Source organism: Streptomyces sp. NPDC059499 (assembly GCF_042749285.1).
Taxonomy (GTDB): domain Bacteria; phylum Actinomycetota; class Actinomycetes; order Streptomycetales; family Streptomycetaceae; genus Streptomyces.
Genome location: NZ_JBHYTT010000004.1, coordinates 451,098 through 468,139, shown reverse-complemented (window position 1 = coordinate 468,139; position 17,042 = coordinate 451,098). Strand labels below are relative to the sequence as shown.

At 69.0% G+C, this 17,042-nt stretch carries 18 protein-coding genes and 1 pseudogene; 12 read left to right on the top strand and 7 right to left on the bottom strand.

What is annotated here, in order from left to right; all coding sequences use genetic code 11:
* Positions 1 to 191 precede the first annotated feature (191 nt).
* The gene (locus ACFW9O_RS13875; RefSeq protein WP_384608754.1) at positions 192 to 623 is read right to left on the bottom strand and encodes an ester cyclase; all 432 of its coding nucleotides are present in this window, start codon (positions 621 to 623) and stop codon (positions 192 to 194) included.
* A 38-nt stretch (positions 624 to 661) separates the two neighbouring features.
* Positions 662 to 925, bottom strand: coding sequence for a hypothetical protein (locus ACFW9O_RS13870; RefSeq protein ID WP_384608751.1), 264 nt, complete (start codon positions 923 to 925; stop codon positions 662 to 664).
* A 129-nt stretch (positions 926 to 1,054) separates the two neighbouring features.
* On the opposite strand from ACFW9O_RS13870, the gene ACFW9O_RS13865 reads away from it, so the two are divergent.
* From ACFW9O_RS13865 to ACFW9O_RS13850, 4 genes are all read left to right on the top strand, one after another.
* The gene (locus tag ACFW9O_RS13865) at positions 1,055 to 2,098 is read left to right on the top strand and encodes a zinc-binding dehydrogenase (RefSeq protein ID WP_384608935.1); all 1,044 of its coding nucleotides are present in this window, start codon (positions 1,055 to 1,057) and stop codon (positions 2,096 to 2,098) included.
* A gap of 226 nt (positions 2,099 to 2,324) precedes the next feature.
* Positions 2,325 to 2,720, top strand: a complete 396-nt coding sequence (locus ACFW9O_RS13860; protein WP_384608749.1) for a DUF6355 family natural product biosynthesis protein — start codon at positions 2,325 to 2,327, stop codon at positions 2,718 to 2,720.
* 547 nt (positions 2,721 to 3,267) lie between these two features.
* The gene (locus ACFW9O_RS13855; protein WP_384608746.1) at positions 3,268 to 4,122 is read left to right on the top strand and encodes a hypothetical protein; all 855 of its coding nucleotides are present in this window, start codon (positions 3,268 to 3,270) and stop codon (positions 4,120 to 4,122) included.
* Between the two features lie 71 nt (positions 4,123 to 4,193).
* Positions 4,194 to 4,658 (top strand): GNAT family N-acetyltransferase, encoded by a 465-nt coding sequence (locus ACFW9O_RS13850; protein ID WP_384608743.1) that lies wholly within the window; start codon positions 4,194 to 4,196, stop codon positions 4,656 to 4,658.
* A 49-nt stretch (positions 4,659 to 4,707) separates the two neighbouring features.
* Here the strand turns inward: ACFW9O_RS13850 and ACFW9O_RS13845 are convergent, their stop codons facing one another.
* A complete protein-coding gene (locus tag ACFW9O_RS13845) occupies positions 4,708 to 5,325 on the bottom strand; it encodes a TOPRIM nucleotidyl transferase/hydrolase domain-containing protein (RefSeq protein ID WP_384608740.1) in 618 nt (205 codons plus the stop codon).
* 307 nt (positions 5,326 to 5,632) lie between these two features.
* Here ACFW9O_RS13845 and ACFW9O_RS13840 point away from each other — a divergent pair, with 307 nt between their 5' ends.
* From ACFW9O_RS13840 to ACFW9O_RS13830, 3 genes are all read left to right on the top strand, one after another.
* Positions 5,633 to 6,733: a DUF4037 domain-containing protein gene (locus tag ACFW9O_RS13840; protein WP_384608739.1), complete on the top strand. Its 1,101-nt coding sequence runs from the start codon at positions 5,633 to 5,635 to the stop codon at positions 6,731 to 6,733.
* A gap of 297 nt (positions 6,734 to 7,030) precedes the next feature.
* Positions 7,031 to 7,954, top strand: coding sequence for an LLM class F420-dependent oxidoreductase (locus tag ACFW9O_RS13835; RefSeq protein ID WP_384608736.1), 924 nt, complete (start codon positions 7,031 to 7,033; stop codon positions 7,952 to 7,954).
* A gap of 81 nt (positions 7,955 to 8,035) precedes the next feature.
* Positions 8,036 to 8,998, top strand: coding sequence for an SDR family NAD(P)-dependent oxidoreductase (locus ACFW9O_RS13830; protein WP_384608733.1), 963 nt, complete (start codon positions 8,036 to 8,038; stop codon positions 8,996 to 8,998).
* A 170-nt stretch (positions 8,999 to 9,168) separates the two neighbouring features.
* Here the strand turns inward: ACFW9O_RS13830 and ACFW9O_RS13825 are convergent, their stop codons facing one another.
* Positions 9,169 to 9,405 (bottom strand): hypothetical protein, encoded by a 237-nt coding sequence (locus ACFW9O_RS13825; RefSeq protein WP_384608730.1) that lies wholly within the window; start codon positions 9,403 to 9,405, stop codon positions 9,169 to 9,171.
* A 167-nt stretch (positions 9,406 to 9,572) separates the two neighbouring features.
* Here ACFW9O_RS13825 and ACFW9O_RS13820 point away from each other — a divergent pair, with 167 nt between their 5' ends.
* Positions 9,573 to 10,211 (top strand): hypothetical protein, encoded by a 639-nt coding sequence (locus tag ACFW9O_RS13820; RefSeq protein WP_384608729.1) that lies wholly within the window; start codon positions 9,573 to 9,575, stop codon positions 10,209 to 10,211.
* 54 nt (positions 10,212 to 10,265) lie between these two features.
* Here the strand turns inward: ACFW9O_RS13820 and ACFW9O_RS13815 are convergent, their stop codons facing one another.
* Positions 10,266 to 10,553, bottom strand: a complete 288-nt coding sequence (locus ACFW9O_RS13815) for a hypothetical protein (RefSeq protein ID WP_384608726.1) — start codon at positions 10,551 to 10,553, stop codon at positions 10,266 to 10,268.
* Between the two features lie 120 nt (positions 10,554 to 10,673).
* Between ACFW9O_RS13815 and ACFW9O_RS13810 the strand changes: the two genes are divergently transcribed.
* The 4 genes from ACFW9O_RS13810 to ACFW9O_RS13795 all read left to right on the top strand — a co-directional run bounded on the left by ACFW9O_RS13810 (position 10,674) and on the right by ACFW9O_RS13795 (position 15,801).
* On the top strand, positions 10,674 to 12,848 hold the full coding sequence (locus tag ACFW9O_RS13810) for a DUF3289 family protein (protein WP_384608723.1): 2,175 nt from the start codon (positions 10,674 to 10,676) through the stop codon (positions 12,846 to 12,848).
* 13 nt (positions 12,849 to 12,861) lie between these two features.
* The gene (locus ACFW9O_RS13805) at positions 12,862 to 13,434 is read left to right on the top strand and encodes a hypothetical protein (RefSeq protein WP_384608720.1); all 573 of its coding nucleotides are present in this window, start codon (positions 12,862 to 12,864) and stop codon (positions 13,432 to 13,434) included.
* A 463-nt stretch (positions 13,435 to 13,897) separates the two neighbouring features.
* The gene (locus ACFW9O_RS13800; RefSeq protein WP_384608717.1) at positions 13,898 to 14,497 is read left to right on the top strand and encodes an ArsR/SmtB family transcription factor; all 600 of its coding nucleotides are present in this window, start codon (positions 13,898 to 13,900) and stop codon (positions 14,495 to 14,497) included.
* Positions 14,494 to 15,801 (top strand): MFS transporter, encoded by a 1,308-nt coding sequence (locus ACFW9O_RS13795; protein ID WP_384608716.1) that lies wholly within the window; start codon positions 14,494 to 14,496, stop codon positions 15,799 to 15,801. Before ACFW9O_RS13800 ends, ACFW9O_RS13795 begins: the two co-directional genes overlap by 4 nt.
* 113 nt (positions 15,802 to 15,914) lie before the next feature.
* On the opposite strand, the pseudogene ACFW9O_RS13790 reads toward ACFW9O_RS13795, so the two are convergent.
* Positions 15,915 to 16,097, bottom strand: a pseudogene (locus ACFW9O_RS13790) (DinB family protein); the annotation flags it as partial.
* A gap of 154 nt (positions 16,098 to 16,251) precedes the next feature.
* Positions 16,252 to 16,884 carry a LysE family transporter gene (locus tag ACFW9O_RS13785; RefSeq protein ID WP_384608714.1) on the bottom strand — a complete coding sequence of 211 codons (633 nt, stop codon included), beginning with the start codon at positions 16,882 to 16,884 and terminating at the stop codon, positions 16,252 to 16,254.
* Between the last annotated feature and the right edge of the window lie 158 nt (positions 16,885 to 17,042).

Genomic DNA, 17,042 nt, shown 5'->3' with positions numbered 1-17,042 from the left:
CCCGCACACGCTGACCACGAGGAGGAACCCGTCGTCTGCGGCGCGTCGTGTGCCGGACGATGGGGCACGGAGGCCCAAACACTTTCAGTGTCCACTCGAACACGTTCCGTCCGGTGGAACCAGCCGCCACTTCGACCGCGTGTCGACCGGCGACGCCGCCTCACCCCGGATGACCGGGCCATGGGCAGGGATCAGGGCTCGGTTGCCGTTCGCTTCAGCTGCGCGGTGATTCCCTGCCGATCGATCTGGATCCAGTACTCGACGATGCGTCCTTGCGTGACGCGATAGACCGCGCTGGTCATCGCGGTGACGGGCGCACCGGTCGGCGGGTGGTGGTCCACCGGGCCGACGTGCCGCCCGCTCTGGGTCCAGCGTGCGTAGACCCGGTCTCCTTCGGCGATGAGCTCGTCCACGGTCAGCGTGAAGGGACCATATGCGTCGAGCATCTCCCGCACGTGCTCGGTGTACTGCTGCGGCGTCCGCTCCACGACCGCCGGTGCTTCCGAGACGATCTGGTGGGCTCGGACCCGGTCGGCCATGAAGTGAGCGGCCCGGTCAGGGTGCAGCCCCGAGCGCACTTGCAGGAAGAACTGGCGGACTGTGTTCTTGGCATTGCTGTTCATCGGCGGTGACATCCCTCCTCGTCTCGGGGCATGACGGCTCATTCGGCGGCGGGGGCTGTCGTGGACATCGCGGCCCGCAGCGCTGTGGCTACCCTGCGGACGTCGGCTTCGGTGGTCTGCCAGTTGCTGAAGGCGGCTCGCAGGGCGGGCACGCCGTCGAGGACGGTAGGCGTGAGGCAGCGCCCGCAGCCGACGCCACCCTCGTCCACCATGTGCGCGTGCCCCACACCCCGCCCCTGGACGTACTCGACGAGATCGCCGCCGTTCTCGACGACGCCTGCCGAGACGAGGCACGGTGACACCTCGCTAGCCCCCTGCCCACGAGGGTCGGTCGCGGGAGGTATTCAGCGACGCGACGAGCGACACCCGCTCGGTCAACCCTCGGCGGGCGTGATCCGTGCCCGCAAAATAGGCGGGTGAACGACACCGTGATGACTGCCGCCGTTCTGTTCCGGCACGGCGGTCCGGAGGCACTCGAACTTCGAGCGGACTGGCCGCTACCGAGCATCGGGCCCGGTCAAGTGCTCGTGCGGGTGGGCGCGGCGGCAGTCAACAACACCGACGTGTGGACCAGGGAAGGCGCGTACGGGCTGCCCGGCCGCCCCGCGGCGAAGGCCGGCTGGCGCGGACCACTGGACTTCCCCCGCATCCAGGGCGGCGACATCGCGGGCATCATCAGCGAAACGGCCCAGGACGTGCCCGACGCGTGGCTGGGTCGCCGGGTCCTGGTCGATCCCGCCTTCTACGCGGATGCGCGCGACGACGCCGTGCCCGTCGGACTGCTCGGCAGCGAAGCGGACGGCGGCTTCGCCTCCTACGTGGCGGTCGATGCCGATCGTGTCCACGACATGAGCGCCTCACCGCTCTCGGACCAGGAACTCGCCGCCCTTCCGGTGGCTTACGGCACGGCTATGGGCATGTTGGAACGCTCCCGCATCAGGAGCGGGGAGACAGTGCTGGTGACCGGCGCTTCCGGCGGGGTCGGACTCGCGCTCGTCCAGCTCGCCGCCGCTCGCGGCACACGGGTGGTGGCGCTCACCAGTACCTCCAAAGAGGCCGCACTGCGGGAGGCAGGCGCTGCAGCTGTCGTCTTCCGGGAGGCAGAGCCGGCAGAGCTGCGGGACCGACTGAGGGAGTTGGCGCCAGAAGGCCTGGATGCCGTCGCGGACGTGGCCGGCGGACCGTGGCTCGAGCAGCTCCTGCCCGTGCTGCGCGATGGTGCTCGCTGGGTCATCGCCGGAGCTGTCGCCGGGCCGGTCGTCACCTTCGACCTACGTCGTCTGTACCTGCACAACCTCAGTCTCATCGGATCCTCGATGCACACCCGCACGCACTTCACCTCCCTGGCGGACATGGCTCGCGCCGGCACCGTACGACCCCGCATCGCCGGCAACTATCGGCTTGGCGAACTCCACGCCGCCCAGGAGGAATTCCGGCGCGGCACACACGTAGGAAAGATCACCGTCACTCCGTGAGGTTCGTCGGGCCCGGCCACCCTGCCGGACCGTTCGACGAAGAGCGTGCTGGGAGTCTCGCTGGTCTGGGCTCGCCCCACCACTCGATTCAGTGACATACAGCCACGCAAATCTCACATAGCGTTATGGTGTTGCTGTCGGTGAGTGGCCGCGCAGTCGGCGTCGTGGCGCCGGCGAACGCAGTCAGCTCGTCGCCCGTCGTCATGGCTCACCGTAAGGAATGTTCATGAAGATCACTCTGCCCACATCCCCTCGGGTCGCCGTCGCCCTGGCGTCGAGCGCGCTCATCGCCACGGCGATGGTGACGTCCACGGGCCCTTCGTTCGCCGAATCCACCCGCGGTCCGGAAGTGCGGCAGACCGCTGCGAGCGCTGCCCCACAGTGCGGCTTCTTCCGGTACAGCGTCCGAGAGTCCCGGTTCGCCGCATACAACCACTGCGGCGAGACCACGGTGTTGATCCATGTCGATGTCAGAGGGGGCGGCAGCGGTAACGACTATCATCTCTGCGTCGGCCCCGGATCCACGCAACTGCCGGGTGCGGGTCCGAACTACCTCAACGCGTACTACATCGGCGGTGCCGGGTGCCGGAGCGGAGACCGCACCGGCCACACCCCCCACTGAGGCGGATGTGCCGGTTACGCCGGAAGCACTGTGCGCCGACCCGAGTCCGGCTCCGCACCTGTTCCATCGGCAATCCGGTAGAGGGCCAGGCCGTACACCGACAGCCCCTCCACGAAGCCTCGGGGTGGTTGACCGTGACGTTCACCGCCGTGACTGTGCCGCAGCGGTATCCGGTCACCCGGCCCACGTGCCAGACTGACTGACCGACCGTCGGGTTCGCGGCACCCATGCGCGAAACATCGCTGGGGAAGACCACCGACGAATTCGTGTGACGGACGAGCACGTAGTCGTTGGGGCAATTCCTTCGACCGGCGACTCCCATGACGTCACGGCCTCGACCGGACTCCGGCCGAGCTCGCGCCTGCTCCGAAAGCCGCCAGAATTGCGGGGACTCTCTACAGCGGGCGACAGACGGCCCATCTGTCCGACGGCTTCGGTAGCCCGTCCGGGCTGCCGAAGCGAGACGTGTCCGAACATTCCAGCCGAACACCTGCGACGGTGCCATGGTGCATGTATGAATGCAGACCTCTCGGCAGCCTCCTCGTTCATGGCCGCGCATGCCCGAGTTCTCGATCGTCGACGACTCGAGATGATCCTCGGCCAAGCCGACGCCGGCTCCGTACTCGCGGCCGTCGACGGCTACCGCAATCAGGACGGCGGGTACGGCTGGGGGCTCGAACCGGACCTGCGTGCGCCCGAGAGCCAGCCCGCCGGCGCGCTGCACGCGTTCGAGGTGTTCCAGGACATCGCTCCGGCCACAACGCCACACGCGGTGCAGCTGTGTGACTGGCTGGCGTCGGTCTCGCTACCCGACGGCGGCCTGCCCTTGGCTCTGCCTGTCGAGGACGCGAGTGGCTGCGCACCGTTCTGGGCGCAGGCCGACCCGAAGGTCTCCACGCTGCAGAGCACCTCGTTCGCAGTCGGCAGCGCCCTGCGGGTGGCCGCGTACGACTCCGCCGTCGCCGCCCACCCCTGGCTCGACCGGGCGACGCAGTACTGCCTGACCGCAATTGAAGACATCGGCGACAGACCGCACGCGATCGAATTGTCGTTCGCGTTGCGTTTCCTCGACGCCGCGTCCGAGACCCGCCCGGAGGCCGTGGCCCTGCTCGATCGCCTCCGCCGGTTCATCCCCGGCAGTGGTCTGCTGCCTGTCGAAGGCGGTTCCTCGGACGAGGTCATCCGGCCACTCGACATCGCTCCCGCTCCTGGTCGTCCCGCTCGCACGCTGTACGACGCGGGCGTCATCGAAAGCGAGTTGAGCCGGTTGGCCGCCGAACAGCAGGAGGACGGTGGTTGGTTGGTCGATTTCGCCAGTTACTCGCCTGCCGCCGCCCTCGAGTGGCGCGGATACCGGACCGTAGCCGCTGTGTCGGTCCTGAAGCAGAACTCCGTCATCTGACGCCGACCACCGACACCACAGTCCACGAGAGCCGAGCGGGTGGGCGGCGGGGGGCTGGCAGCATGGTCCTCATGACTGCAGTGGATCTGGGGAAGTTCGCGGTGCGCCGCGCACGCGAGTGGGATGCGGACGCGCTGCTTCAGATCGACTCTGTGGCGAGGGATGGCGACGACGAGCGGCACATGAGCATCCGCCGGTGGTGCCGACGGGGCCTGGTCGCCATGGCCGAGGATGCGTCGGGCGCCCTGGGCTACTGCGTGGTGGAGTACACGTTCTTCGAGCAGGGTTTCGTCACGATGCTCATGGTGGCGCCCGCCGCCCGTGGCCGAGGCGTGGGGGCGCGCCTGCACGCCCACGCGGCGGCATCACGCACCACCCCGAAGCTGTTCACCTCGACGAACGTGTCCAACCAGCCGATGCAGCGGCTGCTTCAGCGGGCCGGTTGGAGCCCGGTCGGCCTGCTCCACGGCTTGGACGAGGGCGACCCCGAGCTGTTCTACCTCTGCCCACGGGAACCGGCCGCTGCTCGCCCGTGACAGGAACCTCCGAACGGTTGACGGCGGAAGCGTCCAAACGCCGAGTTGGTCAGAGACCGGCGAGCAGGTCGTCGAGTGGTGCGGGTACGCGGTCGGGCTCGAGGGCCTCGACGAGGACGTGGCCGTAACGGATCTTGCGTCCCTTCTTCGTGCCGAGGAAGCGCCGGAACTGCTGCTGCGAGGTGCGGCCCTGCTGTGCGGGCTGGTGCAGAAAGGTCTGCAGGGCGCGCAGGTCGCCCTCCTCCCGGACGAGTTCCTCCACCCGTCCGACACCCAGTGCGCGGATGAGCTCGTCCTCCAGATCCGCCGCGCAGACGAAGAACCCTTCATGTGCCGCACCGGCTCGCTCCAAGCCCCGCGCGTAGTAGCGGGCCTCGGCCTCGTCACACAGTCCGGTGAGGCGGAGGCCCAGGCCCGGTGGCCCGAGGATGTGTGCGAAACGCCCAACGCTCATCGCACCGCCCATCGACAGTACGCAGACTCCTTCGGCCGCCAGGTTCCGGCCGCGGCTCGCAGCCAGAGCGCTGACCGCCGCGACGTCGCTCGGCCCTTCGAGCAGGACGGCTGCCCGGACGCCCAGTTCCGTGGCGAGTTCGCGCGCGGGGTCGCCGGTACCACCGGCCGCCCACGCGGTGACCGCCTCCCGGAACGATCCCATGTCAGCCATGGGACGAGTCTCCGCCCTTTCCGGCTGCCACGGTAGGGAATTTCTGCCGACGCCCCGGCCGGTGGCGGGCAGTCGGCCCGTCCGGCGGAAACCCATGGTTCGCGGATCCGGTCGCGCAGCGGCGGGGTCGGGACCGTGGCCCTCGATCAGGAGCGGGTGTATTGCGGCGCTGGGAGGTTCTCGCCGCTCCCCCGCCGCGCCCGATGCCCATACCGGGGGCAGCGCACCCCGGCGCGGTTCCGATCACGGGAGGAGCGGATGGCGATACCCGGTGGCATTCGTGGTCCTTCCCTCGCAGAGTGATCGCATGACGACTCCCGTTCCCGAGTTCCTGCCCGGTCTCGAGCTGTCGCGGATCCTCTACGAGGAGGCGGTGCGGCCGATTCTCGATGAGGTGTATCCAGGACTTCAGTACGCCGCCGCGAGGGTCGGTGCCGGATCCGAGGTGCTCGGATTCGATACCGCACGGTCGGCGGATCACGACTGGGGCCCGCGCCTGGATCTCTTCCTCGCGCCGAAGGAGACTGCCGAGTACGGAGCCGACCTGCACGAACTCCTGCGGGAAAGGCTGCCGAAGGACGTGCGGGGCTGGCCGACCCACTTCCGTCATGTCGACCCGGCCGACCCGGTGGGTCTCATGGAGCGCACGGACGGCCCGGTGAACCACCGCGTCGCGGTGAACGACGTCAGCACGTGGCTGGCCGGTCGGCTCGGCCCCGGTTCGGTGTCCGGCGAACCGACGGTGGGTGACTGGCTGGCGATGCCGCAGCAGCGGCTCGCCGAGGTCACCGGGGGCGCGGTGTTCCACGACGGGCTCGGCACGCTCACGGCGGCGCGGCGGAAGCTGGCCTGGTACCCCGATGAGGTGTGGCGGTACCAGTTGGCGTGCCAGTGGCAGCGGATCTCCCAGGAGGAAGCGTTCGTCGGACGCTGCGCCGAGGTGGGGGACGATCTCGGATCGGCCGTGGTCACCGGGCGGCTCGTGCGTGACCTGATGCGATTGTGTCTGCTCCTCGGACGAACGTACGCGCCCTACAGCAAGTGGCTGGGGAGTGCGTTCGGTCGGCTGCCGGTCGCCGAGGCCCTGATGCCGTCGCTGCGCGGCGCGGTGACGGCAACGGAGTACGCGGCGCGTGAGCAGCACCTCTGTGACGCGTACGAGCTCGTGGCCGCTCTGCAGAACGACGCGGGGCTCACCGAGTACGTGGACCCGACACGGCGGCGGTACCACAGCCGCCCGTTCCAGGTGCTGCACGCAGAACGCTTCGCGCAGGCTCTGGAACGGACGATCACCGACCAGGTTCTGCGGGGCCTGCCCCTGTCCGGGAGCGTGGACCAGTGGGCGGACAACACCGACTTTCTTGGGCAGCAAGGTCCGGTGCGTGCGGCGATCAACGCTCTCGGGTGAGAGTGAGGGTGAGGGTGGGGTGAGCGGCTCAGGATCTCTGACGCGGGCGGACTCTTGCGAGGATCAGTCCGCGGAGAGGCAGGCCTGAGCCGGTCCGGGCGGAACGCGCACTGGGCAGCGCCGTCGCCGCAGGGAGCACGCCGACTGCTGACCGAGTGGGCACACTGCGCCGACGAGCGCGAACACAGGCCGCGTCGAGCGCGGGAAATGCGGCGGAGGTTCGCGTACACACTGCGGACAAGAAGTTGTCACACAGGAACCGGAATGCGTGTCCGGCGGCTTCTGGTTCGAACTGACATGACTGTAGGAGTAGCACTCCAAGCATCCGGCCCCGGCAACCAGATCGATGCCACCGTGCGGCTTGCCGCCGAAGCGGCGGCCGCGGGGCTCCGCTCCGCGTGGTTCGGGCAGACCTTCGGCGCCGATTCGCCGCAGCTCGCGGCGATCGTCGGGCGTGAAGTACCGGCCCTCCAGGTGGGCACGTCCGCGATCCCCGTCTTCGGCCGCCATCCGTTGCTCGTCTCCAGCCAGGCCCAGACCGCGCAGGCGGCGACCCACGGCCGGTATCACCTCGGGCTGGCACTCGGCACCAAGCTTCTGACCGAGACGGGTTTCGGCATTCCCTACGAGCGGCCCATTGCTCGCTTGCGGGAGTTCCTCACCGCTCTGCGGCAGTTGACCGAAACCGGAAACGCCGACTTCCACGGTGAACTGCTCACCGCGACCACACCGTTCCCGGCACGCGTACCAGGGGCCGAAGCCGGTGTGCCGATCCTCGTCGCCGCGATGGGGCCTCAAGCACTGCGTGTCAGTGGGCAGTTGGCGGACGGGATCCTCCCCTACCTCGCCGGACCCCGCGCCCTGTCCGAGCACATCGTGCCGGCCGTGACCGCGGCGGCGGAGGCGGCGGGCCGCCCTGCGCCGAGAATTGTGGCTCTGGTGTACGGCGTGGTCACCGATGACGCCGACGCCGTACGCGCAAAGGCAGCGGAACAGCTGGCGTTCTACGAGCAGTTCCCGTCGTATGCGCGGGCCATCGAGCTCTCCGGCGGCAAACGGGCTGCCGACGTGGCGGTGATCGGCGACGAGCGCACCGTGGCCGACGAGGTGCGACGCTATCGGGACGCGGGGGCCACGGAAGTGGTGTTCTCAGGGACGGACATCGCCGGGGACACCGACCGCCGCCGTACCTGGGATCTGCTCGGCCGGCTTGCGGAGTAGACGGCCCCCGGATCCGCCCGACATGGCTGTTCGTCACCGGCCCTTGACTTGGAGTGCTCTCCAGCACCTAGCGTCACGGCCATGACGACACCTCAGCACAAGATCGGATCGGGCTTCGGTGCCCGGAGCACCACGGACGACGTACTGAGCGGGGTCGACCTGTCCGGCAGCACCGCGATCGTCACCGGTGGCTACTCGGGACTCGGTCTGGAGACCACCCGCGCCCTGGCGGGTGCCGGAGCCCGCGTCATCGTCCCCGCTCGGCGACGGGCGGCCGCCGAGGAGGCGGTCAAGGGCATCGACGGCGTCGAGACCGACGACCTCGACCTGTCCGACCTCGACAGCGTCCGCGGATTCGCCGAACGGTTCCTGGCCTCCGGTCGCGAGCTCGACATCGTGATCAACAACGCCGGGATCATGGCCTGCCCCGAAACGCGTGTCGGCCCGGGGTGGGAAGCGCAGTTCGCCACCAACCACCTGGGTCACTACGCGCTGGTCAACCATCTCTGGCCGGCGATCGCGCGCGGTGGCGCGCGCGTCATCGCCATGTCCTCCGGCGCCCACGGAATCACCGGAGTGCGCTGGGACGACGTGCAGTTCGAGCGCGGTTACGACAGGTGGCAGGCGTACGGGCAGGCGAAGGCGGCGAACGTGCTGTTCGCCGTACATCTCGATGCGCTCGGCCGGGACTCCGGAGTCAGGGCGTTCGCGGTGCATCCGGGCAGCATCCTCACCCCGCTGCAGCGCCATCTCGCCAAGTCGGAGATGGTCGAGGCGGGCTGGATCGACGAGAGTGGCAACCCGACCGATCCCACCTTCAAGACGCCCGAGCAGGGCGCGGCGACGCAGGTGTGGGCGGCGACCTCCCCCCAGCTCGCCGGCCTGGGCGGCGTGTACTGCGAGGACTGCGATGTGGCCGAGCCGGCCGGCGGCGGCTCGGAGGGCGGTGTGCACGCACACGCGACCGACCCCGAGCAGGCCGCGCGCCTGTGGGCGCTGTCGGCCGGCCTCACAGGGGTCAACGCTTTCGCGGCGGCCACGTAGAAGGGACGACCGCAAGGTCCTCAACGGGATCGCACAGGTCGAGGGCGATCCGCACCTGGCTCAGGCGGCACGGAATCGCCCACACCATCCCCGAGCGGGCAGGCCATGCCCGCAACCGGTGCAGGCGGCGGCAGCCATGGCTGCCGCCGCCTCACCAGGTACGACAAGCTCTAATCGGCGGTGATGGACAGGAAGTAGTCGTACCCGCTGAGGTCGAAACCCAGCCCCGTCAAGGTGGCCAGCGCTTCGGCGTGCTTCGGTTCGACCGCGTAGACGTCGGCGAACTGGTCAAGGGAACAGCCGAAGAGCTCCGCCAGGGACCGACTGTCGACGGCGGTCACGTCCGTTTCCCCGTCGGGGCGATCCTCACCCTTGCGGTAGCGCTCGATGGCGTACCTGGTAGTCATGTGCCCGCCACTCTGTGCCCCAAGGGGCACGCCCAAACCGATCGAAAGCCGCATCGTACGTCGAGTCGCCCATGGCTCGGCCTGGGAAAGACCCGGTGGGTTGTCGAGCGCACCTTTGCCTGGCTGACTGCAGGCACCGTCCCAGAGGGATCAGTAGGGTCGCCGGTGTGCGTGATGTACGAGTGGTTCTGATCGGCGGGACGTCGAACGTCGGAAAGTCGACCATCGCCCAAGTGGTGGCGAAAAAACTCGGCTTCGAGTGCCTGAGTACTGACGCGATGGCCCGGCACCCTGGGCGACCCTGGAGAACCTCGGAGTGGGAGGTGCCGGCGCACGTTGCTGAGCACTACGGATCACTAACGGTGAACGAACTCATCACGTCTGTGTTCGACCACTACGAACGGCTCTGGCCCCGCATCGAAGAGCTGATCACGGCCCGTGCGGCCGGCGACCGAGGCAGTACGGGACTGGTCCTGGAGGGGTCGGCACTCTGGCCCGTCCGCGTCGCACGGCTACAGGTCCCGCACACGACCGCCGCGTGGCTCACCACCGACGACACCCAAGTACGCGCCCGCGTTCACGCTGCGGGCTGCTATGAAGCAGCCGCAGACGAGGAACGGGTCCTGATGGACAAGTTCCTGGCCCGCACGGAGCGCTACCAGACACTGATGATCGAGGCCATCGACAGGCTTGGCCTGGCTCGCATCGACGCGGGTGGTGGACAGTCCGCCAAGGAACTGGCTGACATCGTGCTCGCGGCAATCGATGCGCAGACCGCGCTGGGACGGTCATCCACCGGCCGGTGACCATTCATGGCGGTCAAGCCCACCCCGCTTTGCTCCAGAGAACTACTTGTCACTTCACGGCAGCTTCGGGAGGACAGGGCTGTACGCCAGGGCCACCGTGCAGAACAGGCTGAGCACCGTGCCGACCAGGGTGATGACGACGCTGACCACCGCGGCCCGCGTGACCACGCCACCGGAGGGGATCACGTTGTGGGACTCGAAAGTCGGATTGCTCGGGAAAAGCACGTAGCCTCCGTTGGCCGCGAGCTCCTCCTTGGTCGCAAAGCCGGTGCCCAGGCAGAGCAGGGACACAAGCGGAACAGGGCTTACCACTCCCAAACGTCTCAATTTCGCCTCCACCACCTTGGGAACCATCCCCCACGTCTGCTAGCTTCCCCGTTCGATTCCGAACTGCCGTGACACAACGGCGGCTTCGAGACAACAGACATGTCTTCAGACATGGCTTCAGACATGGGAGGCCCCATGAACAGAAGCGCCGCCGTGCCCCTCGGCGCGGCCTTACTCCTGCTCCTCGGCACGGCCGTGCCCGCCGCCGCGGGAACCCCCGGCGACGGCGCGGCCACCGAAGGGGCGACGCTCTACAGCGACAACACGGTCGACGTCTCCTACCGCCAGGTCGCCCCCGGCGACGCGGCGTGGAGCCAGGTCCCGGCCGCCCTCCGCGGCAGAGCGACGGAGGGCTCGTACATCGCCCGGCTCCAGCTCGAGAACGTCTCCGATCACCCCGTCTCCAAATGGTCGCTGACCTTCGAGCTCTCTGACCGCATCACGGACACCTCCGCCGCGAAGCTCGCCGCCCCTCAGGACGCGCGCACGACGCTCCAGGGCGTCGGCCCCACGAACACCCTCCAGCCGGGCAGGACCGAAACCGTCTGGTACTGCGCCGAGCCCGGCGCCACTGCCGATACCCCGACCTGGGCGTCCTTCGCCAAGCACGGCATCTCGCCGACGGAGGACACCGACGGCGACCGCCTCCCCGACGACCTGGAGGTGCGCGCCAAGCTCGACCCCAAGTCCGAGGACACCGACGGCGACGGCCTCTCCGACTTCGCCGAGCTCGGCTACCGCTTCAGCACCCCGCTCAAGGCCGACACCGACGGCGACGGCATCAAGGACGGCGCCGAGGACCCCGACAAGGACGGCCTCACGACTGCGCGCGAGCTCAAGCTCCGCACCACGCCCACGCGCGCCGACACCGACCAGGACGGCCTCGCGGACGCCCGCGAGCTGAAGCTCCGCACGGAGCCCACCAAGGCCGACACCGACGGCGACGGCGTCCAGGACGGCGAGGAGACGAGGCTCAACGCCTCCCCCCGCGCCAAGAACTCCGCCTTCGACGTGACCCGCCGCGCGGACGGCGGCGCCACCGCCGCCGAGGCCAGGCTCAAAGGCCTGCGCGCCCAGCAGGTCGGCACCTTCCAGATCACCAGGCTCCCTGCCATGCAGCGGGAGTTCCCGGAGTCCACTCCGGGCTACCTCGGCAACGGCTTCCAGGTCTCCGCCCCCGCGGACGGCGCCGCAAGGCTCACCTTCCGCCTCGACCCCGACCGTACGGAGGGCACCGCACCGGCCCTCTACCGCTACGACGAGAAGGCCCGCCACCTCGTCAAGCAGTCGGGCCAGCAGCGCAGCGGCAGCACGATCACCGCCACCGCCACGGCCGACGGCTCCGCCAAGTACGTCGTCCTCGACAGCCACGCCTTCGACAAGGCAGGCCCCAAGGCCCCTGGCAAGCGAATCCTCTCCGACGACCCCGGCGACGGCGGAGACCCGGGTGACCCGGGCGACCCGCCCCCGACCGACATGCTGATCCACCAGTCGTCCTTCCGCGAGGGCCGCCGCAAAGCCCCCGACCCTCAGCACCCGCCCGTCCCGGCCGACGCACGCGTCGCCGACGACCTCACGTTCAACGACTACAACTTCGACGAACTCACCGACCTCGGCTTGGAGTTCTGGGTCGCCCGCATCACGCCCGAGTCCTGGATGTGGGCCGAGTTCAACGACATCATGAACTTCGGCAAGCTCGGCGCCGACGCCGACTACGCCCAGTCCGTCGACGACCTCCGCAACGCCTTCCGCTACGGCCGCGACGGCCAGAGCGCGGGCGCGGTCACCGTCGACGACAACTTCGACCCCGGCCGCTTCCTCTACCGCGGCTCCGGCACGGCCCTCTCCCGCGCCGTCGGCGCCTCACCGCAGGAGAAGGCGTACACCGACAAGGCCGGCCAGATCATCAAGCAGTCCCTCATCGACAACGAGGGCCGCACCGATCAGCTCAAGGTCCAGGAGGACCTCTCCCAGAACATCCTCTTCCAGGAGTTCCTCCGCCAGGACGTGAAGTACCCGGTGTACGACTTCTCGCTCTGGGACGCCAACCAGCGCGCCCTCTCCATCGCGATCCACCAGTTCCACGGTCACACGATCGCGCTGAAGGACTACAAGGTCGAGGGCAACTCCTTCTCCGGCAAGCTCGTCTTCCACTCCTACGACCACTTCGGTCTCGACCCGGACGACGAGATCAGGGAGTACGGCTTCATCGACTGGTTTACGCTCCAGCACTATGACCGGTTCGACGGGAAGTACCCCCCGCCGATCGCGCAGGCGGACATCGAGATCCCCATCAGCGGCACGTTCTGACCTCGCCGACCTGATGCCCCACAGGCGCTCGCCGGGCCGGGTCCTGGTCGTCACGCTGCTCGTCGTGACGGCCGGGTACCTGGCCTGGCGGGTCGCCGTCTTCGCGGGCCTGGAGGCCCACTTCGGCAGCGGCTTCGACGAGCAGCGCTTCAACCGGCTGCAGCAGGAGTACGACCGCCGCGAGGACGCCTTCGCCCGGGCCGACGCCCGGATGCGGAAGCTGATCGCGGAACACCCCCGCGCCGAACGCATCGACTGGAGCCGGTACCGGACCTGCGTCCGCGAGCCCGGCCGCCCCTCCGACACGTGCACGACGACGCCCCCGCGCGACCAGAAGGTGTACGACGCCCTCTGGGGCGTCAGCGTGATCCTCTACCAGCCCAAGGACGAGGGCCGCACGTTCTACCGCTTCTACCACGAGGACCCCCCGCGCTACACGATCATGCGCGCCCCCGAGGAAACCGCTGAGGATGCCGAGGAGTACGCGGACGCCCACGGCTTCCGCTCCACCCGCCCCCTCGGGCCCGGCTGGACGATCCTCGGCCCGATCGACGACATCGGCCGCGAGGAAAAGCAGTTCCCGTAGGTGGGCGCACGGAACGCTTCCAGGAGCAGCAGCACGACGAGTCCTCGGCCGGGCCGCCTCAACGGTCTCTCGGCACGTCCTGCACAGCACCCGGTGGGGAGAGGCACGAGCACACGCTGCTCACCCTGTGAGTTCCGGGTACGGCTGTGAGGGTGTCGCTGTTCGACGGCTCAGCAGACCTGTCCAGCCGGAGCTCCACACTCGCCTGCGACGGACAGATCCGCCCCTCGCCCTCCAGGGCACCGCAGGCCGAGCCGGGGAGGCACCGGCCCTCGCGGGGGTCATGGCCGCTGTCCGGGCGCCTGCCTTGGGCGGTGGAAGGCCCCAACTCGGCCCGAACAGTGGGCGCGGGCCGGGAGCACTACTCCGCAGCGAGACCTGCCAGCCACGAAACACACTCCACCTGAGTACACCCAGATATGAGAGTTGACTCTCACATAATGTGAGAGGAGACTCTCACATCATGGACTCCAGGAACCGGCTGGGCGATATCGAGATCACCGATCCGCAGGCGATGCGGGCGTTGGCGCATCCTGTGAGGCTGGCGATCCTCGATCGTCTGCTACGGCACGGGCCGGCGACGGCAACGCAACTCGCGCCCGAGGTGGGAGCAACTCCCTCGGTGACCAGTTGGCATCTGCGGCACCTGGCGGGTTTTGGACTGGTCCGTGATGCCGAAGCCGGGGCGGACCGTCGGCAACGGCGGTGGGAGGCGGCAGCCCGTGGTTTCCGCTTCGAGGCGCCGGAGGACGAGGACGGCAGGTCGGCCGCGCAGGTCCTGACCCGGGAGATGTTCGTGCGCTACGGGGATCTGCCGGACAGATGGCTGGCCGAGGTCGAGCCCGGCCTGGAGCCCTCCTGGCGGCGGGCCGGTGGACTTGCCAACACCCGTGTGGTCGTTTCGGCGGAGGAACTCGCGGCGATTCAGGACGGGATCGAGCGGGTGCTCGCGCCTTACGTGACACGCGACCCTGCCGAGCGTCCGGCGGGAAGCCGCGGCGTCCGGCTGATGCGCTACGCACTGCCGGAGCAGGACGAGGGGCGGACGGACGGTCGCCCGTGAGCGCCCCGGCGACGGACGCTCCGACATCCCTGTGGCGCAACCCGCGCTTCCGCCGGTTCTGGGCGGGACAGTCGATATCGGAGTTCGGTGACCGGATCACCGAACTGGCACTGCCGTTGGTCGCGGTGACGGCGCTCGGCGCCTCGGCCAACCAGGTGGCATGGCTGACCGCGCTCATCTGGACGCCGAACCTTCTCGGCATCCTCCTGGGGGCCTGGGTCGACCGACGCGTCCACAAACGACGTCTGATGGTTCTCGCCGATCTGGTGCGCGGTGCGGTGCTGCTCAGCCTGCCCGTCGCGTACCTGCTCGATGCCGTGAGCCTCGGTCAGCTGTACGCGGTGGCGTTGCTGACCGGCGCGGCAGCCGTGTTGTTCAGCACCGCCTATCCGCCCTTCTTCGTTCAGCTCGTGCCTCGCTCGTCCTACGTCGAGGCCAACAGCAAGCTCAGTACCAGCCGGTCGGTGTCGTACGTGGTCGGGCCGGCGGTGGGCGGCGGTCTCGTGCAGGCGTTGACCGCTCCCGTCGCTGTCGTCGTCGATGCCCTGTCGTATCTGGCATCCGCGTTCCTGATCGGGCGGATCCCGCTCGCTGAACTTCGCGCCGACACCGACGAGACCGCGGTTCCTTCATTGCTCCGGCGTGCCAGGGAAGGGCTGGCCTTCGTCGGGCGGCACCCGGTACTGCGTGCGGGGCTCGGTTGTGCAGCAACCGTCAACTTCTTCACCTTTGTTGCGGGCAGCGGGCTGATGGTCCTGTTCGCCAGCCGTGTGCTCGGCCTGTCCGCCGGAGTCATCGGCCTGGCGATGGGCATCGGCTCAACCGGCGCTCTCCTCGGTGCCGTGATAGCCCCGCGGGTCTCGCGCCGTATCGGTGTGGGCCGCAGCATCGTGGTGGGAGCGGTGCTGTTCCCGGCGCCCATCGCCATCGCGGCGTGCGCGGGCGGCCCGCTCTGGGTGTGTGCCGGAGCGCTGGCCGCAGCGAAGTTCCTCTCCGGAGTCGGCGTCATGCTCTTCGACGTGAATCTCAACTCCCTGCAGACCAGCGTGATCCCCGACGGCATGCGCAGCCGCGTGGCAGGTGCGTACAGCACGCTCAACTACGGCTTACGCCCTGCCGGGGCCATCGTCGGCGGCCTGCTCGCCACTGTCTTCGACCTGCGGACGGCGCTGCTCGTCGGGGCCGTCGGCGGAGCCCTGTCGTTGCTCTGGCTGCTCTCTTCGCCCATACCGCGCATCCACTCCCTGGCTGCCGACGACGTGGCTTCGGCGCGGGGTGACGGCGAGCCGAGCAGAGCCGGGTAGCGGGGGCGATCCGTCTGCCGTACCGACGGCCGGGAACAGCTGAAGACCTTCTTGGCGCGTCCGTCGTACCCGGGAGTCGTGTGGCGGGGGGCGCCTTGGTCGAGCACCCGCTACCCCGGCCCGTACGCCCTGGGTGTCGCCGTCTCGCCCCGGCGCCGGACCGACCAGCAACCGGGCACGGATTCCCACAGGTGCTCCTCCTCGCCGCGGCCTGCCGGCCTTACCTGAGCCGTCTCCCGGGCTTGGTCGAACTGGTCGAGCAGTACGCCCAGGCGGTCGGTCCGTGCGCCCTCGATCGCCGTACCCGGCTGCCCTCGCCGTCGCGTCGCGTATCCCGCTGCGCTCGGGGGGAAACCAGCGGACCGCCTCACGGAGCGCGACTCGTTTCCTCACCTGGAAGCGAAGCGGTGCAGCAGGCCACTGAGAGGTCTTCTCAGCAGTCGAAGCGTCTCAGGACGCCGAGATGAAGAGGTGAGCGGCGAGTGCGGTGATCAGGCCGCTCGAGAGCAAAGCGGTGATGAGTCGCCCGCGGCTGCCGGTCAACGTTCGGCCCAGCAGTGCTCCGCCGCCGACGAGCAACAGTTGCCAGCTGGTGGAGGCCACGAACGCGGCGAGGACGAATACCGCCTTTTCCATGTGGTGGGCATCCACCGCGATATCGCTGCCGAGCACGAGCGCCGCGAAGTAGATCACGGTCATGGGGTTCATCATCGTGATCGCCAGCAACGCCGCGTAGGCACGCACGGGAGTGAGGGGCGTCGTTCCTGTTCGGGTCGCCATCTGCCGTTTCCGGTACTGGCGGATGCCCGTGGCGCCGCCCCAGAGTGCCAGCACCATGAGGACCGAGGCAGAGGCCCACTGCAGGGGAAGCATGACCGGCTCGACGAGGGGAGCGATGGTGGAGCCCCCGGCCACGGCGATCAACGCATAGAGGCCGTCAGCGGTTGCGACTCCCAGAGCGGCGAACGCACCGATCTTGGGAGACGTACGGGCTGTCAGGGCCACCAGGTATGTCCCGACCGCTCCCACCGGCATGGCGATGCCGAAGCCGGCAAGGAGCCCCGCGACCAGAACGGCGCTCACGAGTGCGGGAGCACAGGCCCTCGCAGTCGGCCAGGCTGCTGCTGAGCTCGCACCGCTCGGGCGGTGGAGATCAGGAGCATGGCAGCGGTGGTCGTCGTAGTCATGGGCGGATGTTGTCGGTAGCGCGGGCGGTCTTTCAAGTCATTTTCCGTCCGCTT